At 68.5% G+C, this 23,876-nt stretch carries 22 protein-coding genes, 1 tRNA gene and 2 pseudogenes; 15 read left to right on the top strand and 10 right to left on the bottom strand.

Annotation, left to right across the window (positions count from 1 at the left end; all coding sequences use genetic code 11):
* Window positions 1-118 precede the first annotated feature (118 nt).
* Window positions 119-817: pseudogene (locus tag I6J71_RS08350) on the bottom strand (IS5 family transposase); the annotation flags it as partial.
* 695 nt (window positions 818-1,512) lie between these two features.
* Between I6J71_RS08350 and I6J71_RS08345 the strand changes: the two are divergent.
* The 6 genes from I6J71_RS08345 (at window position 1,513) to I6J71_RS08320 (ending at window position 6,030) form a co-directional block, all read left to right on the top strand.
* Window positions 1,513-2,289 (top strand): Tn3 family transposase, encoded by a 777-nt coding sequence (locus I6J71_RS08345; RefSeq protein ID WP_204094200.1) that lies wholly within the window; start codon window positions 1,513-1,515, stop codon window positions 2,287-2,289.
* 322 nt (window positions 2,290-2,611) lie between these two features.
* A complete protein-coding gene (locus I6J71_RS08340) occupies window positions 2,612-2,878 on the top strand; it encodes a TOBE domain-containing protein (protein ID WP_204096935.1) in 267 nt (88 codons plus the stop codon).
* A complete protein-coding gene (locus tag I6J71_RS08335) occupies window positions 2,875-3,933 on the top strand; it encodes an iron ABC transporter permease (protein WP_204094199.1) in 1,059 nt (352 codons plus the stop codon). The genes I6J71_RS08340 and I6J71_RS08335 overlap by 4 nt, the downstream gene beginning before the upstream one ends.
* 38 nt (window positions 3,934-3,971) lie before the next feature.
* Window positions 3,972-4,679, top strand: coding sequence for an iron ABC transporter permease (locus I6J71_RS08330; RefSeq protein WP_204094198.1), 708 nt, complete (start codon window positions 3,972-3,974; stop codon window positions 4,677-4,679).
* Window positions 4,676-5,263, top strand: a complete 588-nt coding sequence (locus I6J71_RS08325; RefSeq protein ID WP_204094197.1) for an RraA family protein — start codon at window positions 4,676-4,678, stop codon at window positions 5,261-5,263. Before I6J71_RS08330 ends, I6J71_RS08325 begins: the two co-directional genes overlap by 4 nt.
* Complete coding sequence (locus tag I6J71_RS08320) at window positions 5,260-6,030, top strand: DUF1932 domain-containing protein (RefSeq protein ID WP_204094196.1); 771 nt, start codon at window positions 5,260-5,262, stop codon at window positions 6,028-6,030. Before I6J71_RS08325 ends, I6J71_RS08320 begins: the two co-directional genes overlap by 4 nt.
* Window positions 6,031-6,114: 84 nt before the next feature.
* Here I6J71_RS08320 and I6J71_RS08315 read toward each other — a convergent pair whose 3' ends face one another.
* Window positions 6,115-7,146 carry a LacI family DNA-binding transcriptional regulator gene (locus I6J71_RS08315; protein WP_204094195.1) on the bottom strand — a complete coding sequence of 344 codons (1,032 nt, stop codon included), beginning with the start codon at window positions 7,144-7,146 and terminating at the stop codon, window positions 6,115-6,117.
* Between the two features lie 158 nt (window positions 7,147-7,304).
* Here I6J71_RS08315 and I6J71_RS08310 point away from each other — a divergent pair, with 158 nt between their 5' ends.
* Genes I6J71_RS08310 through I6J71_RS08295 form a run of 4 tightly spaced genes read left to right on the top strand, consistent with a single transcriptional unit; the run spans window position 7,305 to window position 10,700 of the window.
* Window positions 7,305-8,669: an MFS transporter gene (locus I6J71_RS08310; RefSeq protein WP_204094194.1), complete on the top strand. Its 1,365-nt coding sequence runs from the start codon at window positions 7,305-7,307 to the stop codon at window positions 8,667-8,669.
* Between the two features lie 20 nt (window positions 8,670-8,689).
* Complete coding sequence (locus tag I6J71_RS08305; protein WP_204094193.1) at window positions 8,690-9,436, top strand: SDR family NAD(P)-dependent oxidoreductase; 747 nt, start codon at window positions 8,690-8,692, stop codon at window positions 9,434-9,436.
* Window positions 9,437-9,456: 20 nt separating this feature from the next.
* Entirely contained in the window at window positions 9,457-9,897 is a 441-nt protein-coding gene (locus I6J71_RS08300) for a type II 3-dehydroquinate dehydratase (protein WP_204094192.1), read from the top strand.
* Window positions 9,894-10,700, top strand: a complete 807-nt coding sequence (locus tag I6J71_RS08295; RefSeq protein ID WP_204094191.1) for a sugar phosphate isomerase/epimerase — start codon at window positions 9,894-9,896, stop codon at window positions 10,698-10,700. The genes I6J71_RS08300 and I6J71_RS08295 overlap by 4 nt, the downstream gene beginning before the upstream one ends.
* Window positions 10,701-10,751: 51 nt before the next feature.
* Here the strand turns inward: I6J71_RS08295 and I6J71_RS08290 are convergent, their stop codons facing one another.
* From I6J71_RS08290 to I6J71_RS08280, 3 genes are all read right to left on the bottom strand, one after another.
* Window positions 10,752-11,273: an SDR family oxidoreductase gene (locus tag I6J71_RS08290; RefSeq protein WP_204094190.1), complete on the bottom strand. Its 522-nt coding sequence runs from the start codon at window positions 11,271-11,273 to the stop codon at window positions 10,752-10,754.
* A gap of 1,135 nt (window positions 11,274-12,408) precedes the next feature.
* Window positions 12,409-13,254 carry a DUF4158 domain-containing protein gene (locus I6J71_RS08285; protein ID WP_204094189.1) on the bottom strand — a complete coding sequence of 282 codons (846 nt, stop codon included), beginning with the start codon at window positions 13,252-13,254 and terminating at the stop codon, window positions 12,409-12,411.
* 79 nt (window positions 13,255-13,333) lie between these two features.
* A complete protein-coding gene (locus I6J71_RS08280; RefSeq protein WP_204094188.1) occupies window positions 13,334-14,029 on the bottom strand; it encodes a sigma-70 family RNA polymerase sigma factor in 696 nt (231 codons plus the stop codon).
* A 995-nt stretch (window positions 14,030-15,024) separates the two neighbouring features.
* Between I6J71_RS08280 and I6J71_RS08275 the strand changes: the two genes are divergently transcribed.
* A protein-coding gene (locus I6J71_RS08275) for an IS3 family transposase (protein ID WP_370542097.1) occupies window positions 15,025-16,340 on the top strand; the annotation gives its coding sequence in 2 pieces (ribosomal slippage) (window positions 15,025-15,312 and window positions 15,315-16,340; 1,314 coding nt in all).
* Between the two features lie 385 nt (window positions 16,341-16,725).
* Here the strand turns inward: I6J71_RS08275 and I6J71_RS08270 are convergent.
* The 3 genes from I6J71_RS08270 to I6J71_RS08265 form a co-directional block, all read right to left on the bottom strand.
* The gene (locus tag I6J71_RS08270) at window positions 16,726-17,049 is read right to left on the bottom strand and encodes a hypothetical protein (RefSeq protein ID WP_204094187.1); all 324 of its coding nucleotides are present in this window, start codon (window positions 17,047-17,049) and stop codon (window positions 16,726-16,728) included.
* Between the two features lie 219 nt (window positions 17,050-17,268).
* Entirely contained in the window at window positions 17,269-17,829 is a 561-nt protein-coding gene (locus I6J71_RS50410; protein WP_370542096.1) for a trehalase-like domain-containing protein, read from the bottom strand.
* The gene (locus tag I6J71_RS08265) at window positions 17,816-18,235 is read right to left on the bottom strand and encodes a hypothetical protein (protein ID WP_204094186.1); all 420 of its coding nucleotides are present in this window, start codon (window positions 18,233-18,235) and stop codon (window positions 17,816-17,818) included. The genes I6J71_RS50410 and I6J71_RS08265 overlap by 14 nt, the downstream gene beginning before the upstream one ends.
* Window positions 18,236-18,477: 242 nt before the next feature.
* Here I6J71_RS08265 and I6J71_RS08260 point away from each other — a divergent pair, with 242 nt between their 5' ends.
* Window positions 18,478-20,976, top strand: a complete 2,499-nt coding sequence (locus I6J71_RS08260; RefSeq protein ID WP_204094185.1) for a LuxR C-terminal-related transcriptional regulator — start codon at window positions 18,478-18,480, stop codon at window positions 20,974-20,976.
* Between the two features lie 19 nt (window positions 20,977-20,995).
* Here the strand turns inward: I6J71_RS08260 and I6J71_RS47810 are convergent.
* Window positions 20,996-21,187 (bottom strand): annotated as a pseudogene (locus tag I6J71_RS47810) (hypothetical protein); the annotation flags it as partial.
* A 549-nt stretch (window positions 21,188-21,736) separates the two neighbouring features.
* Between I6J71_RS47810 and I6J71_RS08255 the strand changes: the two are divergent.
* From I6J71_RS08255 to I6J71_RS08245, 3 genes are all read left to right on the top strand, one after another.
* Window positions 21,737-21,810: transfer RNA gene (locus I6J71_RS08255), tRNA-Met, on the top strand.
* A 751-nt stretch (window positions 21,811-22,561) separates the two neighbouring features.
* Window positions 22,562-22,765 (top strand): cold-shock protein, encoded by a 204-nt coding sequence (locus I6J71_RS08250; protein ID WP_204089353.1) that lies wholly within the window; start codon window positions 22,562-22,564, stop codon window positions 22,763-22,765.
* A gap of 229 nt (window positions 22,766-22,994) precedes the next feature.
* Complete coding sequence (locus I6J71_RS08245) at window positions 22,995-23,453, top strand: DUF6292 family protein (protein WP_204094184.1); 459 nt, start codon at window positions 22,995-22,997, stop codon at window positions 23,451-23,453.
* 122 nt (window positions 23,454-23,575) lie between these two features.
* Here the strand turns inward: I6J71_RS08245 and I6J71_RS08240 are convergent, their stop codons facing one another.
* Window positions 23,576-23,734: a hypothetical protein gene (locus tag I6J71_RS08240; protein WP_204094183.1), complete on the bottom strand. Its 159-nt coding sequence runs from the start codon at window positions 23,732-23,734 to the stop codon at window positions 23,576-23,578.
* Window positions 23,735-23,876 lie beyond the last annotated feature (142 nt).

The raw sequence follows: 23,876 nt of genomic DNA, 5'->3' as shown, positions 1-23,876 counted from the left end.
GGTCGTTGGTCGAGCAAAAACCGGGTCTTCAGGTCGCCGGAGTCACGACGACCACCGACAGGATCATCATTGCCGAGCTCGAGAACCTCAAAACGGCCGTCGCACACGAACGCCCGCTGCGATGTTTGCCGAGCTTCTTGCGCGAGTCGATGCCCTTGCGGGCTATGCGGACCTTGATGCCGCGGCCGCGAACCCACGACCGCAACTCAGTCTGGTCGTAGGCCTTGTCGGCGTGTAGTTTCCCCGGTTTGCCTCGGCGGGGGCCGCGTCGGGATGTGATCGCGGGAATGGCCATGACCAGCGGTTTGAGAGCGTAGGAGTCGTGGGTATTGGCCGCGGACACCGCCACTGACAAGGGCAGCCCGGCACGGTCGGACAGGACGTGGATCTTCGAGCCGCTCTTGCCGCGATCGACGGGGTTCGGGCCGGTCATGGGTCCCCTTTTTTTGGCTCGAACGCAGGCTCCGTCACAGACCACCCGGGACCAGTCGATCATGCCCTGGCCGCCGAGTTCATCGAGGACCGCGCGGTGCAGCCGGGGCCAGAGACCGGCCTTGGTCCATTCGGTGAACCGGCGATGCGCGGTCGGCACGGTGACCCAGAACGACGGCGGCAGATACCGCCACGCGCACCCACTGGTCAACACGAACACGATCGCCGTGAACACAGCCCGGTCGTCGATCCGTGCCGGTCCACCACCCTGCGGACGAACCCCGTGCTCCGGAACCAGCCGCTCCGCCAGCGCCCACAACTCATCCGGCACCAGCCGCCGAGACAGATCACCCACAACCCAAGACCATCCACCACGACCAGCCAAACCCCTACTGAGACACACTCTTAGCCAGAGAGACCGGATACGCGCTGCGGGCCGTCGACATGCGCCTATGGTGAACGACTCTGCGCCAGGAACTCGAAGGGTGTCCGCGCGGATCGACTTGGCATGCCTGCCGGACACCCGGCGCCGCCGTCTGGCCGGGGTCGGCCGTGCCACCAACCAGGCGCTCGTGCTCCGCGACGGGGAGAAGCGGTTCCCGGTGCTGCTGGCGACGGTGGCCGAGTGCGCGGTCGAAGTGCTCGACGAGCTGGTGCAGATGTTCGACCAGGCGATCTCCGGCACGGAGAGCCGCGCGCGGCGGAAGCTGGACGAGCTGCTCGCCGCACGAGCGAAAGCGTCGGAGCGGAAGCTGGACGAGCTGCTCGCCGCACGAGCGAAAGCGTCGGAGCGGAAGCTGGACCTGCTGGAGGAGACCCTCGCCGTGGCCACCGACGAGACGATCGCGGACACCGAGGTCGGCGGCCGGCTGCAGGCCGGGATCAGGCTGGACCGGATGCGCGCGGCGCGGCCGGACCCGAAGGACCGGCTGCAGCGCGACCACGGGCACCTGACCCTGATCGACGCCAGCTTCACCTACCTTCGGGAGTTCGCACTGCACGTGATCGGTGGGCTGGAGTTCGAGGCCTCGCTCGACGCGAAGCCGCTTCTGGCCGCGGTCGACGTCCTGCGCGAGCTGTATGCGAAGGGCAGCCGGAAAGTGCCGGACGGCACGCCGGCGGAGTTCGTGCCGACTCGCTCGCGCGGCTACCTCGAGCACGCCCGCAAGGCCGGCAACACCACCCACCGCAGACCGGCAATACTGGGAGCTGTGCACGCTCCTGGGACTGCGCGACGCGCCGCGGTCGGGCGATGTCTGGGCTCCCGGGTCGCGCCGCTACGCCGACCCGACCACGTTCCTACTGCCCGCCGAGCGTTGGCAGGGCCAGCGGGCCGAGTACTGCGCCCTGGCGCACGTCTCGCCCTCGGCGGACGAGGCGCTGGAGCAGGTCAGCGAACAGCTGCACGCCGCGCTCGGCGAGCTCAAGCCGCTGCTGGCCGCCCGGGACGGGGCGGTCCGAATGACCGAGCGGGGCGAGACAGTCGTCTCCAAGCTCTCGGCGATGGCCGTGCCGGACGCCGTCGGCCAGCTGTGCCTGCAGCTGGCCGACCTGCTCCCGCGACCGCAGCTGACCGAGCTGCTGATCGAGGTGGACCAATGGGCATCCTTATCGGACCAGCTCACTCACGCCGGTGGGAAGACGCACCGGGATCCGCAGCTCCGCCGCGACCTCTACGCCACGATCCTGGCGCAGGCCTGTAACTTCGGACTGACCCCGATGGCCGAGGCCTCCGGCATCTCCTACGACACGCTGGCCTGGACCACCGAGTGGTACCTGCGGGAGGACAGGTCACGACGAGGACGGCCTGGGGCTCGGCGTCGAGGGTCGTCGAAGACGTCGAGCTGGCTGCCGTAGATGCCGATGATGCCGTGGTCGGGTGGACCTCGAGGCCAAGGCCTCGATGACGTCCCCTTCAGCAAGATCGGCACCGACACCATTGGAGTCGTCATCTCCTTGGGGAATCTGGTGCGCGACCTCCAGGGCTTTGCCAGCGCGGCGTACCCCGCGACGATGGCCCTCAGCGCCTTGTCGGCGCGCTCAACTCCTGGCCGACCTGCCTCGAGACAGACGGCGACGTCACCCGTACCGAACTGGCAGGTATCGGCCGGCTGGAGCTCGGTGACGACCAGCTCGGCCCCGGAGTCGATCGCGGTTCTCGGGTGCCCCCGTTGTCGCACTGGTTCGGCCGGAGGCCATCTCCCTCGCGAAGGCCGGCGCCGCCGACCTCGGCAGCGCCGGATTCGGCGAGGTCGTGCGCGAGGTGTTCGTCGGCTCGCACCGCGAGCGCATCGTCCGGCTCCACACCGGTCAGGAGCTCACGGTGTGGAGCCACGAACGCGGAACCGACGAACCGCGCCGCGGCGATGCGGTTGAGATCCGGGTGGCGCCCTCCAGCGTGCGCGTCGTGCGCGATCCCGACGCAAGCCAGGAGCCGGCGGCATGACGATCACCACTGCGAAATACGCACCCAGGATCGAGCGCAAGCGCGGGCGAACTGACGGGTTGCGGATCACTGGTGCACTGCTTGCGCTCGGCTACGCGGCTCTCCTCGTTTACACGATCGGCGGCACGGTGATCAGCCTGCTGTCTGGCAAGGGCGCCCAGTCGCTGCTCGCCCGCACGTTCGCCGTGCGGGGCCTGGGGGACGCACTGCTCAACTCGGTGATCATCCTCGTCACCGCGGTCCCCCTCGCCTTGCTGGTCGCCACGTTGTTCGCCTGGCTGAACGAACGGACCGACGCCTCGCTGGGCTGGGTCTCGCGCTTGCTGCCGCTCGTGCCGTTCCTGCTGCCGCCGATCGCCCTCGCCATCGGCTGGATGTTCCTCGGCTCCTCGTCGGCCGGCTACCTCAACTCGATCGCCCGCAGCGTGCAGCAAGCGCTCGGCTTGCCGCAGACCCCGATTTTCGAGATCGGGAGCTGGCCGGGCCTTGTGTTCGTCTACACCCTGCACCTCGTGCCGTTCGCCTACCTGATCATCGCCGCCGCACTGCGCAATGTGGACGGTTCGCAGGAAGAGTCGTCCCGGATGTCCGGCGCCAGAGTGATCAGGACGCTGTTCCGGGTGTACATTCCGGCGATCGCCCCCGCGATCGCGTCCGCGGCGTTGCTCTGCGTCGTCACGTCGTTCGCGCTCTACTCGGTACCGTCGATCATCGGCGTCCGCGCGAGGATCCGCGTCCTGCCCGTGGTCATCATCGAGCTCGTGCGCGGCACCTACCCGCCGCAGCTCGACGTCGCCGTCGTGCTCAGTGTCCTCATCGCGCTCGTCGTGGCCACGATGTTCTGGCTCGAACGCCGAATCAGCCGGCGCGGACGGCACGCGGTGCTCGGCGGGAAGGGTGCGCGGCCCTCGCCCGTGCGGCTCGGGGCCTGGAAGTGGCCGGCCCGCTGCACCGTGCTCCTCTACCTCCTCCTGAGCGCCGTCCTCCCGGTGATCGCGCTGCTACTGGTGTCACTCAGTCGTTCTGGGCACCGAAGATCGCGTGGAGCGAGCTGAACTTCCACCAGTACGCCGCTTTGTTCTCCCCCGCGAGCGTGGGTGGGCGTGCGCTGACGGTGAGCGGCTTCCTCGGTATCCTCGCGGCGACGGTGGGCATCGTGATCGCCGGCCTCCTCGTGGTGTACGGACGAGAGACCGGCGGCTGGCGAGCCCGCACACTCGACGCGGCGATGCGGTTCCCCGGCGCTCTCTCGCACATCGTAATCGGCGTCGTCTTCGTCGCGACGCTCACCGGCCCGCCGTTCCGGCTTCAGGGGACGCTCCTCGCCCTCCTGCTGGCCTTCGTCGTCGTCCACATGCCGCAGGCGGCCGTAGCCGCGGGCTCGGCCCGCGACCAGATCGGCGACCAGCTGTTCGAGGCATCGCGCATGTCGGGAGCCACCTTCGCACGGACCGTCGCGAAGATCGCGTTCCCCCTCATGGCCCCGGGACTGCTCGCCGGGTGGGCACTGCTGTTCGTGCTGGCCATTGGTGACCTGACGGTCTCCGCGCTGCTGTCTGGCACCCGCAACCCCGTGGTCGGGTTCGTGATCCTCAACATCTGGGAGAACGGCACGTACTCGTCGCTAGCCGCGATGGCGATGGTCATCACGGTCGTCTCGGGGATCATCGTCGGACTCTCCGCCGCTCTCGATCGGCGGTCATCCCGATCAGGCCCACGCCGAGGGCTCCTCACACGTGGCCGAGCGGCGTTCCGCTCGGTCGCCTCCACACCCCAGGGAAAGGACAAGAACACAACATGACCCCGGACCTCGAACAGCGCCTTCGCCGGCTGCCGACCGCCAACATCGGCGACGCGATGGATCGGCTGTACCTCATGCGGTCGGCGATCAAACCGGTATGGCCCGGAGCGAAGCTCGTGGCGCCGGCCTACACCGTCCTCACGGCCGCCGGCGACAACAAAGAGATCCACGCCGCGCTCGAGAACGCGAGCACCGGCGAGGTGATCGTCGTCGCGGGCGGCGGCTACCCCGACCGCGCGCTCATCGGTGAACTCATGGCCGGCCGGGCGAAGGCCGCCGGGCTCGCGGGATTCGTGATCGACGGAGCCGTCCGCGACGCCGCGGACATCGGAGAGCTCGGCGTGCCCGTCTTCGCGACCGCCGTGACCCCCGCGGGCCCGTACCGCAACGGCCCCGGGCTGTCCCAGGTGCCCATCGCGGCCGGCGGTGTCGTGGTCCAGCCCGGTGACATCATCGTCGGCGACGACGACGGCGTCGCGGTCCTGCCGCTCGAGCGGGTCGCGGAAATCCTCGAACGCGCCGAGCAGAAGTTCGAAGCGGAGACCCGGCAGCGCGCCCAGATCGGCCAGGCGGTGGCCCGGTGAAGATCGCAGTGCTCGGCCTGGGCGAAGCCGGCGGCCGGTACGCGGCCGACCTCGCCGCCGCGGGTCACGACGTCGCCGGGTACGACCCAGGTCCCGTCGAGACCCCACCAGGTGTCGGCAGGCGCACCGACCCGGCACACGCGGTCGCGGACGTCGACGCCGTCTTCGTCCTCACCCCCTCGCGGTTCAGCGTCGAACTCTCGCGGCAGGTCGCACCCCGCGCTCGCGCGAGCGTCGTGTGGGCGGACTTCAGTTCGGCGGCACCTGCGGTGATGGCGGAGGCCGGAGCGGTGGTTGCAGAAGCCGGACGGTGCTTCGCTGACGTCGCGGTGCTGGGCGCTGTGCCACTCACCGGGGCAAAGACCGACCTCCTGGTGAGCGGGCCGGGCGCCGATGTGGTGGCCGAGGTCTTCACCGCGCTGGGCGCCCGCACCGACGTTGTGGACGGAGGCCCGGGCGCGGCGACAGCCCGCACGCTCCTGCGCAGCGTGGCCATGAAGGGCTTCGCTGTCGTCAGCTCGGAGGCCATCACCGCGGCGCGCGCCGCCGGCGTGGAAACCTGGCTGCGTACCCAGATTTCCCAGCAGCTTGCGGCAGGCGAAGTGCTGCTCGACCGCTTCCTGAGTGGCACGGTCGCCCACGCCGAACGCCGCTCTCACGAGATGCGCGACGCCGCCGATTACCTGCACAGCCTCGACGCTCCTGCGGAGATGTCCACGGCTGCGGCCAGCGCCATGGAACGCATCGCGGCATCCGGCACCAGCTGACACCCGCGCGTGAACCGTGGTTCGGGCCGACACCGGTCCGAGCCACGGCGCACGCGCGTCACCACAGCCGGTTCTTCTCTCCGATCATGCACTCGGCCGCGCCGGCCCGGTCGACTCCCGGATCATCAAGTGTGACGGGAGCGAGAACCGAGGTGCACGCACGGTGATTTCCGGCTGTGTCACTAGGATCTCCACGGCTTTCCGCCCTGCCTCATCGAGCGGTCCGGTGAGTGTGGTCAGCGGCGGTGAACAGAAGTCCGCGCCGAAGATGTCGTCGAACCCGACCACGCTGACGTCCCCGGGCACGGTGAGCCCACGGTCACTGAACCGCCGCAGTGTCCCGATCGCGAGCAGGTCGTTGTGCGCGATCACCGCGGTGGCGCCGGTTCCGATGGCCGCGTCGGCAGCGGCAGGCCCACCCGCCATCGAGGGCGGGAACGGCCCGAGGCACGTCGCGGTGATCCCCAGTGCCGCCGCGGCATCGCGGATGACGGCCCAGCGCTGGGCGCCGGACCACGATTCCCGGGGTCCGCTCAGGAAAACGAGCGTTCGGTGCCCGAGCGAGTGCAAGTGCTCGACGATCTGCCGCGGGCCGTCCACGTGGTCGGTGACGACGCTCGTGACGTGCTCGGCCTGACGGTTGATCAGCACCAGCGGTTTCGCGGCAGCGTAAGCGCGCAACTCCGCCGGCGGCAGCCGGCTCGCGGCCAGGATCAGCCCGTCGACGGATGCGTGGATCCGGTCCACGACCGTCCGCTCGGTTTGCGGGGACTGTTGCGTATCACCCAGCAGCAACGTGAACCCCGCGGTCGAGGCCTGCCGTTCCGCCCCGCGCACGAGGGCGAAGAAGTGCGGGTTCGTGATGTCGGAAACGACCAGACCCAGCGTCGACGTCCGGCCCGACTCCAGCGCACGGGCCACGGGGTTCGGGCGGTACCCGAGCTCCGCCGCGGTCCGCAGCACGTGTTCGCGGGTCCGTGAGTTGACCCGGCCGGGTTTCGTGAACGCTCGCGACACCGTGGAGGCGGCGACCCCGGCGGCGCGAGCAACGTCGGTCAGCGTCGCCGGGCGGGGTCGCGCTCCGGTGATCGGCTTGGACGGTTCGCGCGCGGTCATGGGGGACGCTCCTTCGGGTGTGCTCGAACAGCACGGTAGCGGCGGTTGGCAAAATTTGGCAAACGCTTGCCGAAGCATGCCGAGCCTCTTACCGTTCCCTCCAACGGACCGCGGACGCCGTGCAGGACAACGAAGCATCCACGGAAAGGAGCCCCACGATGGTCGACGACGCCCAGGGGGCCGCTGCGCCCTCGCTGTTCGAGCGCACCCCGAAGAAGGCCGCGATCGCCGCCTGGATCGGCAGCGCACTGGAGTACTACGACTTCTTCGTCTACGCCTCGGCCGCCGCCCTCATCTTCCCCAAGGTGTTCTTCTCGGCGGGCGACTCGACCGCCGCGGTACTGGCCTCGCTCGCGACCTTCGGCGTCGGGTACCTCGCGCGGCCGGTCGGCTCGTTCTTCATGGGTCACCTGGGCGATCGCCTGGGGCGCAAGAAGGTGATGGTCGCGAGCCTGCTGCTGATGGGGACCTCGACCTTCCTCGTCGGCTGTCTGCCGGGTTACGGGCAGATCGGCGTCGCCGCGCCCGCTCTGCTGGCCGTCCTCAGGCTGTTGCAGGGGTTTTCGGCATCCGGTGAGCAAGCCGGTGCCAACTCCATGTCCTTCGAACACGCACCCGACCACCGCCGCGCGTTCGTGACGAGCTGGACACTCGGCGGCTCGCAGGCCGGCCAGGTGGTGGCGAGCGCCGTGTTCATCCCGCTGGCAGCCGGCCTCGACGACGCGGACCTGTACTCGTGGGGCTGGCGCATCCCGTTCCTCGTGTCCGCCGTGATGGTCGTGCTGGGCTTCGTGATCCGGCGGCGGCTCGACGAAACTCCGCTGTTCACCCGCGAAGTCGAACGCGGCGAGGTGCGCAGGCTGCCGGTGGCCGAGCTATTCCGCCACCACCGCCGGCAGGTCGTGCGGGTGTTCTTCGCCGCCCTCATCGCCAACATCGGCACCATCTTCGCGGTGTTCGCGCTGGCCTTCGCGACCGACGACAGCTACGGCATCGGCATGTCGAAGACCGTGCTGCTCTGGGTCACCGCAGGAGGCAACGCGCTGGCTGTCGTCACCGTGCCGCTGCTGGCCCTGGTGTCGGACCGCCACGGCCGCAAACCGATGTTCGTCGGCGGCATCGCAGGATGTGCCCTGCTGACCGCGGCGTTCCTGTGGTCGATCTCCACGGCGAACGTGACCTTGGTCGCCGTGACCGGGGTCCTGCTGCTGGGCGTGGCGTTCTCCGCGACCCTCGCGGTGTGGCCGGCCACGTACGCCGAGATGTTCCCCACCGGCGTCCGGCTCTCGGGCATGGCGATCGGCACCCAGTTCGGCTTCGCCACCGCCGGCCTGACGCCGTTGATCACGGCGAGTATCGCCGGCCACTCCTCGTCGGGCTGGGCGCCTGTGGCTGTCTACACCTGCGTGATCTGCCTGATCTCCGCCATCGCGGTGCTGTCGGGCAAGGAGACCTACCGGATCCCGACGGCCCGGCTCGGCGCGCGACTTCCGGCCGCTACCGCCATCCGGGTCGAGCGATGACGGGTTCGGAAGGAGTGAGCGTGGACAAGGTCGCGATCGTGACCGGCGCCGGAGGCGGCCTGGGGTCGGTGATCGCCCGGGAGCTGGCAGCCGACGGGTTCCAGGTCGTGCTGGCCGACCGCGATGAGGCGGCCGCCGAAGCCGCCGCGGCGGCCATCCCGGGCTCGCCCGTGGTGGCGCCGGCGGACCTCACCGACGCCGAGGACGTGCGGCGGCTGGTCGACGAGGTGGCACGGCGGTTCGGCCGCCTCGACGTGGTGGTCAACAGTGCAGGAATCGAGCGGGTGCATCCGCTCGAGAGCATGTCCGAAGCGGACTGGGACACGACGATGGACGTCAACGTCAAAGGCCCGATGTTGCTGTGCCGGGCCGTGGTGCCTCTCTGGCGCGAGCAGCGATCCGGCAGTGTCGTCAACATCAGCTCCCGTGCGTGGCTGGGCGGTTCGGCCAACACGGCCTACGCGAGCTCGAAAGCCGCGTTGGTGGGCCTGACCGTGTCGATGGCCGTCGAGCTCGGTCCGCTGGGAGTGCGGGCGAACGCCGTCGCCCCGAGCTTCGTGCGCACCCTGTTCAACCGGCAGCGCACCGACATCACCGACCAGGAGCGGATGATCGAGCGCTACACCGCGTTCACGCCTTTGCGTCGGCTGGTCGAACCGATCGACGTCGCAAACGCCGTGGTGTTCCTGGCGTCGGAGCGCGCCCGCAACATCACCGGAGAAGTCCTCCACGTCTGCGCCGGTGCCCAATTGCCGCCGATCCCCTGACGCCGGAGAAGGAGAACACCATGCACGTGCTCGTACTGCAAGGCCCGAACCTCAACCGACTCGGCAAGCGTGATCCCCGCTTTTACGGGGTCCGCCCACTCACCGACGTGACGTCCGAGATCGATGCGCGGGCCGACGAGCTCGACGTGACAGTCGATCACGTCCAAGCCAACTGCGAGGGCCGGCTCATCGACTGGCTACAGGAACGGCAAGACGACGCCGACGCGATCATCTGCAACCCGGCCGGGCTGACAAACTACGGCCTGTCCTTGCGCGACGCACTGTCCGACACCGGCTTGGATCTCGCGATCGTGCACCTGTCCAACCCGCTCGGGCGCGAACCGTGGCGGCGCGACGACGTCTTCGCCGAGATCGCCGACCTCTACCTCGCCGGCGCCGGGTGGTACGGCTACGTCATGGCACTCGACGGCCTCCACGGCCGCGCAGTGGAGCGGATGTGACCTTCGCTCTGGTGGCGAGCCACGTCACGCTGTCGGGCTCCGGCTTCACCGAACCCGCGCGGTTTTCCCTCGCCGACCGTTGCGCCGCCGCGGCGGCCGCCGGGTTCACTGGAATCGGGTTGCACACCAACGATTTGTCCCCCACATCGTCGGTGGACCCGATTCGCGCGCACGGGCTGGAACTCGTCGAGATCGAGTTCCTGTCCGGCTGGGCCCTCGGCACCGACCTGGCCACGGTCACCTCGACCGAACAACGCGCCTTCGCCGTCGCCGACCAGGTCGGCGCACGCTACCTGTCGGCCGGCGAGTACCACTCAGGCCCCCTCAATTTCGCTCGCGCCGCCGCGGCCCTGCACGAACGCTGCGCCCGGGCCGCCGTTCACGGTCTGCGCATCGCAGTGGAACCCTTCCCATGGTCGGCGATCCGCGACGTGCCTACCGCCCTGCGCCTCCTGGAACTCGCCGACACCCCTAACGCAGGCCTCCTCCTGGACACCTGGCACTTCTTCACCGCTGGCGGCCGCATTCCGGACCTCGCGCGGATCCCACCGGACCTCATCGTCGCCGTGCAGCTCAACGACGGCCCGTCCACCGTCTCCGGCGACCTGCTCACCGTCTCCCGCAACACCCGGCTGCTCCCCGGAGACGGCACGTTCGACCTCCGTTCGGTGATCCGCGTCCTCTCCGAATCCGGGTACGACGGCGTCTACACCGCGGAGATCGGCAACCCGGCCTTCCGCGCCTTGCCGGTCGAGGAGGCAGCACACCTGGCGTACGAAAAGGTCCAACGGCTGTTCACCTGATTGTCAGCTCGCGGCACCCGGCGACCCGGGCAGTGAAACGGCGGTTCGCCTCTACCAGACGGCTTCGCCTCCCCTCTCTGCGAGGATCGTCGGGACGTGGCCGTCCGCGGTGGCCAAGTAGACCGCGGCCGCCGCGGTTTCGTGCGGAGTGGCGAAGCGACCGACCGGAACGCTGCACTGTCGCAGCGCGGCGAATTCTTCGGCAGTGCGGTGCCTTGGGCTCTGGCGAACTGATCGTGCACGGCGGTCAGCTGCGGGACTCTCGGTGCAGAGTGCGTCGTACGTGATGTCCTGTTCACTCGCTTGGCCGGCGAGGTGACGGATCGGGCCGACCACCGCGAACTTCGCCGTGCTGTAGGCGGCGTTGTCGGGTGCGCCGACCAGGCCCGCTTGCGAGGCGACGACGGCGAACCGGCCACGGCGGCGGCGCAGGGCGGGAAGGGTCGCCTCGAGCAAGGCGGACAAGGATTCGAAGTTAGCTTCGGTCCAAACGCGATGGAGACAATCGTGCTTCCGACGCTCGACACAACGGCGGTGAAAGACCTGTGCCGAACCTGTTGTATCGACGTCCACCCAGGCATGAACCACGTCCTCGCCGTCGCCGAACGTCCATGAGCAGTCGGAGCAGTAGAGACCCGCGCCGCCTGGGAAGGGATCCTGCCTGCAGGCGCTGTCGTTCGCGCGTGCTGAATGGCGGCGGGAGCGCGCGGTCGTGAAAGTTCCGTCGTCCGGCGGGGTGCGGTGGTCGGCGATCTTATGCGGCCGGCGTGGGGCGGGGACTGGCGCCGCAGGCGACGACCCGAGCTATGCTCAGGACCCAACTGTGGATTCGCCAGGGCCGCGCACGTCGGGCCAGTGAGACGTATCCGCGATCCATGCGCGGACCGCGGATACAGTGGATCATGTCGAGAGGGCCTCCGGCTGCGATGCTGCGGATTGCGGCCTCGTGGTGGCGCGTCTTTCCAGGTTTGTTGCGGCTCTGAAAAGTCGTCGACTATCGCGACCGAACCGAAAGGATATCCACCGTGAGTTCGATGTCAATTCCGGAAACCCCGACTGCTGGAACCGTTCTGGTGGTCAACAAGGGCGACCGCACTTTGGCACTGGTCGACGCTCAGACCATGAAAGTCGTGGATGTCATTGAACTGAGCGGCCCCGGCCATGAAGTGGCGGCACACCCGGAACTCCCGATCGCTTACGTGCCGATTTACAGCAACGCCCCGGTTGGTGCGCCGGGCACCGACTGCAGCACCATCGACGTCATCGATCTCGTCGGCGGGCGGCGCCGGACGACGAGCGAGCTAAACGTGCCCTGCCGTCCGCACTGCGCCATGTTCGGCAGCGACGGCCTGCTCTACGTGACGACCGAAGTCACCAAGACGGTCACAGTGCTGAACCCCGCCACCCTGTCGGTCGTGCGGACCCTGAACACCGGGCATGCGCAGTCCCACATGCTCGCGCTGTCTCCCGACGGCACGCGCGGCTACACCGCGAACGTCCGTCCCGGTTCGATCTCCGAGATCGACCTCGAAAGCGGCACCCTCCTGCGCACGATTGAGATCGCCTCGGAGATCAACCGCATCACGCTCTCCGCGGACGGCTCCTTCGCATTCACGGCCGACCAGCACCAACGTCAAACCCGTCCTCGCCGCCGTCCACCAGGCCACCGAGGCGCTGTCCAGCCCACGACGCCGCGGATAGCGCCACATCATCGCAGGTCAGGCATATCCGCCCGTTGTTCGGCGAGTACTACGGGGACCCCCAAACCAGCCAGCCGCCGCCGACGCGCCTCCGGGATCACCGACAGGTCCAGTGCGTCGACATCCAGACCACGCAGGAACAACACCTGGTCCACCTCGGCCCGGATCGCCGAAGGCGAATAGCTGGTCGCGCCACGGTGCAACCACGTCAACCGCGACACCGGCATCTCCGGCGCCACCTCCAGCACGCTGCCCAGCTCCGCGACCCGCCGCTCGGTCAGCAACGGCTCGATCCGGGCGAACACCTCCCGCTCGGCGACCTCCCGGGCCGAAGCGATCTCCTCCATCAGCGACACCACACCCGGACGCACGATCCGCACATCCCGCGAGGGCAAATGCTCAGTCGCCAATCGGAACAACACACTCGGCACGTCGTGCTCGATCGCGCGATCGACCAAGAACTCCCGCAACGCCTGCCACGCTGACCGGTCCTCGTCCTCAGCGGCGTGCCAGCCCAGGCGCTGCGCGACCAGCCGCAGATGATCAGACCGGGTCTGCTCCCGGCGCCCGTAATGCATCAGCGCGCCCGGCTCCACCCCGAGCTGTGTCGCCACCCGTGCGACCGCCGGTGGCGGCGCCGCGCGCACATCGGCCCGGACGAACCCCAGCCACGGCAACGCAGCCAGCTGCAACCCCAACCCGAGCTTGTTCGGCGCCCCACGGGTCGTGCGGTGCACCCACTCGACGTCCTCCACAGCCGGCTGGAAGTACTGCACCAGTTCATCTCGGCCGACTTCGGCCGGCCAGGACTCCAACTCACCGATCTCGCTCGACGAGAAGAACTGCGTCGCCACCAGACACCGCCAACCCGTGCACCAACTCGACGATCGAGATCATCTCGGGCTGCACCAGCCATCAGCGCTCGGGGTGTCGTCAGCGCCGGTCAGTGGCTATTCCGTTGGATACTCCGCGAGATGTCCGGGAACCCATGAAGTCGTTTGCCACCAGGTAGGCCCGAATGTTGCGTCGGGCGTCGAACATCGACTTGTAGATGGCGTTGCGGTTGGTGTCCAACCGCGCCGCGAGAGCGTCCATCGGAACGTTGTCGATTGCCACGGCGACGAAGACGGTTCGCTGGTGTTCGGTCAGTACGTTCTCGATGGCGTGGGTGAGGGCGGCTCGGAGCTCGAGAGCTTGGGCCTGGTGAGGTGGCTCGTCGCCGACTGCGGCGCGTGCGTGGTTCGTCTCGTCCTGGTCGAGGGACACGCGGTGGTCGCGCCAGAAGTGGCGGCCGAGTTTCGTCGACACCTCGAAGATGACGAACTTGAAAGCCCACGTCGTGAACCGTGCGTCGCCGCGGAACTCTCCGATCTTGTGGGTGATGCGCATGAGCGCATCGGCCGCGGCCTGGTGGGCCAGGTCTTCGAGCTCGGGGCCGCTGATCCGCGAGACCGAGGACCTGCGCGCGGTCTCTCTCCTGGCGATCTTGATGAGCAGCGCATACAGCCGGCGGCAGGCATCGTCGAAAGTCGCACTGCCCGGACTCAACTCTCGGACCCAGGCCGCGGACTCGGGATCGAAACTCCGCCCGCCCGCCAGGACCCGCTCACTGATCTCCGACGTGGTCATGTGGTCTGTCTTTTCCATCCAGTGTCAGTGGTGTCTGCCTTCTGAGCGCGAGACGCTTGTGGCGTCATGCCGCCTCACCTTCCCTCCTTCGACCGTCTTCTCCGCCCGCAACCTCCTTGGTGCCTCCCAGCGCAGCGTCATCCGGATCGGAAAGACTTGAAGGCACCAACTCGGAGGACGTGGGCGCCGATGCCTGCTTCGCCGGACACGCGCGCACCCCTGGTTGCGAAGCGATTACCACGCCGTGTAACCGGATCCGATTTGAGCCTTTGAACGAAGCCGATGCTTCGAGACTGAGCGGGGGCCACCGCCCACGTTTCTCACGCGCGGGTGCTGGACGACCCTGATGAGTCGTTGCTGAGGTTGACCTGACTCGCGCTTTCAGTGGTCAGCTTTTCTCGCGGTAACAGCCCGCTCGGCTGCCCCAAGCCGGTGGCCGCTCCCGGTGTCACGTCCACCCGGGCGGCCGATGCGGCCTCGCCGCACCCGGCCAACGTCAGCGACCCACCGGTGACCAGCGCGGCCGCGAGCACGGCGGTCAGCCCACGTTTCGTCCTGAACGACTGTGAGAAGGTACTGCGGTTCACGTTCTGAGCCCTTTTCCCTATTTTGTGACGATGGCCGCTGGCAACCCGCCCATCGTTCTCATGCCGGTGAGGGCCTTGCTGGGCCGGCTGGCTGGTCCTGGCAGGAACATGCTCGCCTGTCTGCTACGGGCGGAGTAGAGGCCGGATTACCGATTCCGCCGGCCGGGGCGCTGTGGGTAGGGTTACCCATGGGTGTCAGCTGCCACGATCATGGGATCTGGTGCTTGTTGAGTAATCAACTTTGAGGGTCGGGCCAGGTTGCTCTGTGATCGAGTCGATCCTCGACGTCGCTCTGTACGAGCGCGGATCGACGAGGGAGACCTGCGACACTTCCGATCGAGCTCGAGAGCGTTGGCCTGATGCGCCCCGAGTTCTGTGCAGGCTCTGATCTCAGGGAGGATGCAGAGCATGCCGGCACCGAAGAAGTACAGCGACGAGCTGCGTGAGCGGGCGACGCGGATGGCGTTGGACGCGATCGCGGCCGAGGGCCAGCGGATGGCGGCGATCCGCCGGGTCGCGGGTCAGTTGGACGTGCACCCGGAGGCGTTGCGGACGTGGGTCAAGCGCGCCGAGATCGACGCCGGCACGGCGCCCGGTCGCACCAGCGATGATGCCGCACGGATCGCTGAGCTGGAGCGCGAGGTGCGTGAGTTGCGGCGGGCGAATGAGATCCTGAAGACGGCCTCGGCGTTTTTCGCCGCCGCGGAGCTCGACCGCAAAATCAAGTAGCTCCTGACGATTCCACGCCTCGGCGGGAGGTTCCGCTCGCGGTGGTTGTCGGCTATATCGACGACCACCGCGAGCGAGTTGTCGAGGGGAAGAAGCTCGGGGTCGAGTCGATCTGCGCAGTCTTGAACGACGCGGGTGTGCGGATCGCCCCGAGAACGTATTGGGCAGCCAAGAAGCGCACACCGTCGAAACGCGCCGTGCGAGACGCGGAACTGCTCACCGAGATCGAGCGCGTGTTCCGCGAGAATTACGGCGTCTATGGAGCACGGAAAGTGCACGCGCAACTCAACCGTGAGGGAATCCGCGTGGCTCGCTGCACGGTCGAGCGGCTGATGCGCCAGAAGGGCCTGCAGGGTCTACGGCGAGGCAGGCGGCCCAGGACCACCATCGCTGCTGCCTCGCCTTCGCCGGCGGACCTGGTCGACCGGCGCTTCACTGCCGACCAGCCGAACCAGCTCTGGGTAGCGGACATCACCTATATCCGGACGTTTTCGGGGTGGGTGTACGCCGCGTTCGTCATCGATGTGTTCTCAAGAATGGTCGTGGGGTGGCAGGCGTCGACCTCGTTGCACACGAATCTCGCCCTCGACGCACTGGAGATGGGGATCTGGGCCAGAAAACGAGCCGAACAGGACGTGACCGGCCTCGTCCATCATTCCGACCGCGGAGTTCAATACCGAGCCATTCGCTATACCGAGCGCTTGGCGGAAGCAGAAGTGGTCGCCTCGGTCGGTTCGCGCGGAGATTCCTACGATAACGCGATGGCCGAGGCATTCAATTCGCTGTTCAAGGGAGAATTGATCCATAACCCTGCTGTCCGTGGCCGCGGTTGGCAATCAGTTCGTGATGTCGAGATCGCCGTCGCCGAATACGTCGACTGGTACAACCATCGCCGTGTCCACGGCGAGCTCGGCCAGCGCACTCCAGCCCAGACCGAAGCCGGCCACCAAGCGTCACGCTACGATCAACCCTTAGAGCCTGCCCGGGCTCGGTGACAGACAACGAGACCTGCACCAGACCCGGGGCGCATCAGCCACACGGTCGGCCTGGCTCTGCCCGCAGAGCGATCGTTGACACCGGCCACCTTGGCGATGATCGGCCAGCTGCGCCGCAGCGCCGAACTCCTCGGCTCGACGCGGTGCCGATGAATCACCTGTCGAGTGGTCGCCTCTCGGGCCAGAGCTTGCCGCGGATGGATGGCAAGGCCGAGAGCCGGCGAGTCGGCCGCGACGATGGCCTGCCTGCCGTGACCGTCAGGATGTGGGTACGAATTCGGCCGGAGCCGAAGTCTGCGCTCGCTGACACCCACCGGTACCTCGAAAGCAAGCCCGCTGGCGGCGCTGGTTCATCGCCGACCGGCTGGAGGGCCTGGTCGATCAGTCACGGCCAGGGTGCCCGCCATCGATCCTGCTGGATTGGGTCGAAGGCGACCTGATCGCGCGGCCGCGATGGGTCTTCACCTCGGCGTGCTCGGGACGCGGCCGTCGGCGCGGACGACGAGCAGGGCCCGGTGAACTCGGTGCCGAACGCGCCGAATACGTCACAGGCACCGGCCAAACCGGCGACGTCGGCGATCTTCGGGACCGGGACGAACCAGCGCAACCGGAACCGGCCGCCCTCACCCTCGACACCGCCTTTCTCGCGCGCACTTTCTTTGCCTGGCATGCAATAGAAACCCGTGATCTCATAGGCGGACTCGAACAACGCCCACCGATCGGTCTCGGCCCGCGACCGTCCGAAGCAGACCCGTCGGACCGCCGACGACAAATTCTTTGCAGTCCCCAGCCGTCCAGCAGCTGAGGGATATTACAGCGAGGAACTCAGGAGTCCTGCCGGCGGGGAGCAAGGCTGTCGAGATCGGTCAGGCCGCCGCCCTCGCGGAAGTGCTGTCCGGATCGGGACAGGCATCCCCTTTGGGCAAGCTCAGGCCGATGGATAGTTACTCCTCGACGTGGCCGGTATCCTCGAGCCTACGACCGGTGTTGCACCCTGAACCCGACCGAACTGGTCCAGCCCTGGCTGTCGAACTCGACCGCGCTGGTGAGGCGCACGCAGTCGGGCCCCGCGATGGCGTCGACCCGGCCTGGGGCGCGCCTCAGCCAAGGCACGACCGCGCCGTAGTCGAAACGGCGGACGCATCACGGACCGCAGCTTCACGTCTCCGCCCATCCCGACGACGATCCGCACGAGGTGTGGATTCGCTTGCCGAGGCGGCATGAAGTCGAGCACCCAGGCCGTGCCGGTGTCGGTGAGCCAGCCGGTTTCGAGCACATGAGTGCCTTCGGCGTAGCGGCGCGTTGTACATTCTCCGGCGCCAACCAGTGCCATTCGCCAGTATCCAGCCGACTCATCGTGCAGCAGGGCCGCGAACGTCGCCGGGAAATCGAATCGGGGCAGGCACAGCCAGTCGACCGATCCCGAGGTGGACACCAGCGCGCCAGTGTGCAGGTCACCGATGAGTGCGTAGTCTTCAATCCTCGACATGTCGGGTCCCGTTTCCTGCCCGCGAGATCGGCCAGGCCGGGGAAAGACCGCAGGCGTGCTCAATCGTGCCGAAGTCGGACGGCGGGAGCCGGAAGAGCTCAGCACCGTAGACCTTGGAGTTGCCGTCGCGTCGCAGCCGGTGTGGTGCGTGGTCATGTGGCGGGCACCACAAGATGATCATTTCGGACCGGACCCACTCCGGCTCGGCGTCACGTGCCCGTCCGTCGCGCTGCACCGGTACCCACGCGAGGTTGGTGTCGGGGTCGAGGGCTGGTAGTCCGGCCACCACGCCCTGCCGGCACAGCTGCCGCGCCCCTGACGACCGTTCCTCCAATAGGTAGGTCACCCGATGGCCGACCGTCGGTGGCTCGGCCTGGCGGTGGTCGTTGCCCGCACCGCCCGTCACGTCGCCCCCATCCTCGTGCCGTCGTCACAGCGCAGCTGGATCCCACTTCCTCACGACAAGTCGCGTCGAGGCGCCCATGCCGTCATCGCCCCACGACACGAAAGAGCGGCGTTGATCAGGTCACACCGGCGAAACTGGCTGATCATTTCATGGGACGTCCCCACGAGAGGCTCATCTCTACTAGGCGGGCGCTGTGGGTAAGGTTACCCACAGCTTCGCCTATTTACGGAGGTTGTGCGGGCGTGAGTGAGTCTGTGCTCGCCGAGCGGGGTGGAGTGCATGGTTTCCCGGCTGTACTGACGAATTTCATCGGGCGGGACGCCGTGGTGGGCGAGGTCGTGGGGCTGCTGGAGGAACACCGGCTGGTGACGGTGACCGGACCGGGCGGGTCGGGTAAGACTCGGCTGGCCGGGCAGGTGGCGGAGCGGGCAGCGAGCCGGTTCGCGGACGGCGCCTGGTTGGTAGAGCTGGCGCCGGTGGCGGATCCGGGGCAGGTGGCGGCGGCGGTGACGGCGTCGCTGGGTATCCAGGAGCAGCCCGGGGTGCCGGCGGAACTGATGCTGGCGAAGGTGCTTGCGCGGCAGCAGGTGCTGCTGGTGATCGATAACTGCGAGCACGTGATCAGTGCAGCGGCGCAGCTGTGCGCGGGACTGCTGGCGGCGTGTGACGACGTGCGGGTGCTGGCGACCAGCCGTGAGCCACTGGCGGTGCCCGGTGAGGCCCGGTACAGGCTGGGACCGCTGTCGCTGCCAGGCGACGACACCGAGTCCGAGGCGGTGGCATTGTTCGCCGACCGGGCCCAGCGCGCTGACGCGCGATTCGTCTTGGACGAGGTGACTGGGCCGGAGGTGGGGCGGCTGGTGAGACGGCTGGACGGGATGCCTTTGGCGATTGAGCTGGCGGCGGCGCGCGTGGAGGCCTTGGGGGTCCGGCAACTACTGGGCTACCTGGATGAGGTGGTGGGATTCCCGGACGACCGGTTTGAGCTGCTGGCCGGGGCGGACCGGCTGGCAGCGGGACGGCACCGGTCGCTGGCGGCGACGGTGGAGTGGAGCTACCGGCTGCTGGATGAGGAGCAGCGGCGGGTGTTCCGACGCCTGTCGACGTTCCCGGGACCGTTTACATTGGAGGCCGCAGCGGCGGTGGCCGGCGCGGACAGCGGCCCGTCGGTGCTGTACCTGGTGGACTGTTCGCTGCTGAGCCCGCCGCGCGCCGGGGCCGATGGGCGGGCTCGATATCAGATGCTGGAGACGCTGCGGGCCTACGGTGCCAGGATGCTCGCCGAAGCGGGAGAGGGGCAGGACGCCGCGGGCGCCCTGGCTGGGTATGCCATTGAGGTGGCCAGGCAGGCTGAGTCGGGGCTTCTCACCAACTCGCCGCGGGAGGTGGCGGCTGCGCGGTGGCTGGATGCCGAGGATGCCATGATGCGCTGGGCGCTGACCTGGGCACTCGAACACGACCCGGCTGCCGCGGCGCGGCTGGCCACGGTGCTTGGCTGGTGGTGGCGCCTACGAGGCCGGCTCGCGTCCCAGTACGGGCTGCTGGGCGAGATCACCGCGCGCACCGAGACGGGCAGCGACGACTGGTGCGCCGCCCAGCTGTGGCTCAGCCGGGCGGCCACGCAACACCGCGAGCACACCGCGGCACTGGAGCAGTCCACGGCACTGGCCGAGGCGGCGGCCGCTCGGGGGCCGTGCGGAGCACTGGCCGACGGACTGACGATGCGGGCCATTGCGTTGGTGAACCTGGATCGGGCCGCCGAGGCAACCGACGAGGCCCGCCGCGCGCTCCTGGTGGCCCGGGAGGCCGGTGACCGGGCCGCGGAGCTATACGCGCTAGGTGTCCTCGCCGCTGCTACCAGCAGGGTCGGTGACCTGGAGACCGCCGTGCAGTTCGCCCGGCAGGCCACACAGATCACCGACGGCGTCCCCGGCATGCACGTCCGGTGGGTCGGTTACGTACTGACGAACATCCTGATCAGGGCGGGGGACTCGGCCGCCGCTGGCGAGGTCTGCGCCGCCATGCTGGCCCGCGCCCGCGACGCCGGCGACGTGACCAACCAGTGGAAGCTACTGCCTTACATGGTGACCGTCGACCTGCACGCGGGCCGAATCGGGGACGCCGCAGCACACCTGCGTGAAGGGCTCCAAGGCTGCCAGCGCGCGGGCATCTGGTCCACTCTGCACGAGTACCTGGGCTGCTGCGGGTACCTGTGCGCTGCGACGGGCCGGCCGGCTGAGGCCCTCACGATGTGGGCCGCGCACATCGCGCTCCTAGGCCCTGGACAAGCCGGCTACGCGCTCAACTTCGGGCCCTACTGGGTCGAGCCGCTGCGCGCTGCCCGGCAGAAACTCGGGCCCAGCCGGGCCCAGGCCGCGGAAGACCGTGGCGCTGCGATGAGCCTGGTCGACGCGGCTGAGTACGCCCTGACACTCATCGCTCCCGCGGCGCCGCAGGCCCTCCCGGCCGGGCTCGCGGCCCTGTCCGCCCGCGAGCGGGAACTGGTCGCCCTCGTCGCCCGGGGCCGCACCGATGCGCAGATCGCTTCCGAGTTGTCAATCAGCGTGAGCACCGTCCGCACCCACCTGGACCGGATCCGAGACAAGACCGGCTGCCGCCGCCGCGCCGACCTGACCCGCTTGGCCCTGCAGGCCGAACTCGCCGACATGCCATCAGGGCAGTCACCCGGCGGCATCCATGGGCAAGCCTGCCCACAACGCCCCCGCCAGCGGAAGGGGTAATCCCAGCCCCTCCTCCGCCCGGCGTGCGGCCGACTTTGCGGGTTCCGCCGACGGCTTCGTACCGCGCGCGCAGCAGGCCGGCGACCACGAGTTTGTCCAGGTGGAACGCGGCGAGCTTGCGCGAGGTGCCGACCGAGGCGGCGGCCTCGTCGCGCATGACGGGGCCTGCCGCGCGGCAGCGGGAGTCCGGCGGCAGGAGCAGGTAGCACAGAAGCCCGCCCCGCGCTGCCGTGGGGCGGGGCGCAGCGGGGCGGGGTGGTTTGAGGCTGGGGCGGGGTGGTTTGAGGCTGGGGCGGGGTGGTTTGAGGCTGGGGCGGGGTCGCCTCTCGGCGAGTGGCGCGACCCGGGGTCGAAGGCTCGGCGGGCCGGGAGGGCAGTGGGTGGAGCCCGGGGACACCACCGCACCGGCAATCACTGGCCACGCCGCCCGCCCCCGGATATTCCACAGTGGAGTGGCGAGGTGCTCCCACCCCCGGCTAGCCGTCAAGAGGGAGTTCTCGGAGATCTCGCGGAAGATCCAACGGAAGAGCCCCCTGACCAGCGGTCCCCGTAGTACCCGTCGAAAATCGGGCGAATATGCCTGACCAGCAGTGATCAGTCGTTGGCGGCGCGGTGGTCGGCGACCGTTTGCTGAACGCCTACGCTGCCGCGCCATGGTCCGGACCTTCCGCGCGGAGGTAACCGGATCAGGAGACCGCGGCCGACCTGGACGGCTGGGTCCGCCGCCAAAACACCCGCCGTGTAGCCTTTCGGCACACGACGCGGGGTGGAGCAGCTCGGTAGCTCGCTGGGCTCATAACCCAGAGGTCGCAGGTTCAAATCCTGTCCCCGCTACTGCGAAGAGGCCCGGTTTGCCCATGGTGCAGGCCGGGCCTTGGTCATTGGCGGATCTGTGGCGGATCCGCCAACTTTGTGAGACTGGTGCCTGAACTAGGCGCGACGGCGTTCATCACGGTGGCGAGCTCTGTGGCCGCGCCGGCCGTGCGCCGCATCGCAGGCGCTCCGGCTGTGGAGGCGGAAAATCGAATACCTCGGGTGCGGCGCTGGTCGGCGCCGGAAAGCCGGCGTCCGGCGGAGTGCGAGTCGGGGTCGCTGAACAGCACCGGCGAGACCGGGGTCCGGACACTGCGGGAACGTAAGGGTGTGCGCAACAAAGAACTCCTCAGTGATGAGCCCGCAGATGAACACGGTCGGCGAAGAAGAACGAGCGCCGAACAGCAGGGCCGAGTGTGTGCCGGCACGCCGAAGTCGGTCACGGGCTTGATTGCAGGTCGGACAGCGTCATCAAGGATCCCGCACGACCAGGGTCGGAAGTACGGCGCGAGCCTGCTGGTTTCGACCCTACGCGCTGCAGCAGGCAACTACCAGCACGGGGGGCAAGACCCGACCCTGCTTGACGGCACGCCTGCGGGTGTGCTCCACTGCGTGCGGTTGAAGATTTTTGTGCTCGTTGTTTCCTGACGCCCGCAGAGGTTTTTGGCGAGCGTCGTCTCGGTGCCTCTCGGGCGTCCTTGGTTTCACGCTCGCAGCCCGGCCGCCTCGTCCGAGGTTGCGCCGCATGTTCGACGCGACAAGGAATACTTGTATGTCCCAGGGCACTGTGAAGTGGTTTAACTCCGAAAAGGGATTCGGATTCATCTCCCCCGACGACGGTGGCAGCGACCTGTTCGTCCACTACTCGGAAATCACCGGCGGCGGTTTTCGCAGCCTCGACGAGAACGCCCGAGTGCAGTTCGACGTAGGCCAAGGCAACCGCGGCCCGCAGGCCACGGCGGTGTCGGTCCTCTGACCACCACCATGCAGGCCGGGCGTCCACGTCGACGTGGACGCCCGGCGGCACCCGCCCGCCCACCCGCATCCCCGTCACATCCGACCCTCTGGGCTTCGAGGTGCAGACCATGACGTCAACACCCGCCCAGCCAGGCCAAGGACCGGCAGCGCGACTCACGTCCTGCCGTACCCGTCACCTGCGCGAGCACCAGCGACACCGCGCCCGCGCAGCGCGCACGGTCGCCCGCATGGCCCACGACCCGCGGGACGAGGAGCTCCTGCTGTCGATTTTGGACCTTCAATCGCCGGCCTACACCGCAATGCCGAGTCTGGAGAGCGCGCTCGCGGCCTACACCCGCGCCGTGGCCGAGCAGATCGGCGTCCCCCTGCACGCGGTGACGCACGAAGTCACCGACACCGCCACGGCCTACCTCGGGCTCACCGCCCGCACCGCCGACCGCCCGCAGCGTGACCTGATGCTCATCGGGGACGAACGACTCGGCTGGTACGTCGCGATCGAACCCCGCGGGAACGATCAACCGCCCGTGATCTGCCACCTCCGCGGCCAGATCGCACCACCGCCCACCGCGGTCGCACAGTTCGTCACCGACGTCCTCGACGGACACCGCAGCGGACAACTCAGCCCGGTACCTCCACGGCTCGACCGAGCAACCCTGGCGGCCCACATGAGCGGAACCCCGGCATAACTGACCGAATCTCCGAAGCGGCTTCGCAAGGGCCTCGTTCACCTACCTCCAGCAGTTCGCGCCCGGAGGTGAACAACCCCCTGGAGTTCCGCGGCGGGGGGAGCGTTGCCGTGCCGGCCGGCTCAGCGGCGTCGACGAACAACGAGCGCGAACGCCGTGAGGCACACCACGGGCGCCACGATCGCGATGACGCGCAGACCCCGGACCGGCAGGCCGGGCCGGGGCTCGACACCGACTCCCGGCGGCACGTCGGGCAGCCGGAACCGGAACGTCTTCGTCATATGGTGCCAGCGGAAGATCTCCAGCCACACGATGCGCCAGCTGCCCACCCACACGGCCAGTGCGGCCAGCCCGACCCACAGTGAGACAACGCCGCGCCGGCCCCTGGGCCGCTCAGGGCACCGAGAAATCGGAACGAGCTGT

The sequence above is a fragment of the Amycolatopsis sp. FDAARGOS 1241 genome (assembly GCF_016889705.1).
Classification (GTDB): domain Bacteria; phylum Actinomycetota; class Actinomycetes; order Mycobacteriales; family Pseudonocardiaceae; genus Amycolatopsis.
This window is presented reverse-complemented; position numbering and strand designations above follow the sequence as displayed.

Excerpts from the sequence above, each read along its gene's own strand:
- I6J71_RS08345 (WP_204094200.1), top strand. The coding sequence starts at position 1,513 with ATGCGAAGGGCAGCCGGAAAGTGCCGGACGGCACGCCGGCGGAGTTCG.
- I6J71_RS08335 (WP_204094199.1), top strand. The coding sequence starts at position 2,875 with ATGACGATCACCACTGCGAAATACGCACCCAGGATCGAGCGCAAGCGC.
- I6J71_RS08325 (WP_204094197.1), top strand. The coding sequence starts at position 4,676 with ATGACCCCGGACCTCGAACAGCGCCTTCGCCGGCTGCCGACCGCCAAC.
- I6J71_RS08315 (WP_204094195.1), bottom strand. The coding sequence starts at position 7,146 with ATGACCGCGCGCGAACCGTCCAAGCCGATCACCGGAGCGCGACCCCGC.
- I6J71_RS08310 (WP_204094194.1), top strand. The coding sequence starts at position 7,305 with ATGGTCGACGACGCCCAGGGGGCCGCTGCGCCCTCGCTGTTCGAGCGC.
- I6J71_RS08300 (WP_204094192.1), top strand. The coding sequence starts at position 9,457 with ATGCACGTGCTCGTACTGCAAGGCCCGAACCTCAACCGACTCGGCAAG.
- I6J71_RS08280 (WP_204094188.1), bottom strand. The coding sequence starts at position 14,029 with ATGACCACGTCGGAGATCAGTGAGCGGGTCCTGGCGGGCGGGCGGAGT.
- I6J71_RS50410 (WP_370542096.1), bottom strand. The coding sequence starts at position 17,829 with ATGTCGAGGATTGAAGACTACGCACTCATCGGTGACCTGCACACTGGC.
- I6J71_RS08250 (WP_204089353.1), top strand. The coding sequence starts at position 22,562 with ATGTCCCAGGGCACTGTGAAGTGGTTTAACTCCGAAAAGGGATTCGGA.
- I6J71_RS08245 (WP_204094184.1), top strand. The coding sequence starts at position 22,995 with ATGGCCCACGACCCGCGGGACGAGGAGCTCCTGCTGTCGATTTTGGAC.
- I6J71_RS08240 (WP_204094183.1), bottom strand. The coding sequence starts at position 23,734 with ATGACGAAGACGTTCCGGTTCCGGCTGCCCGACGTGCCGCCGGGAGTC.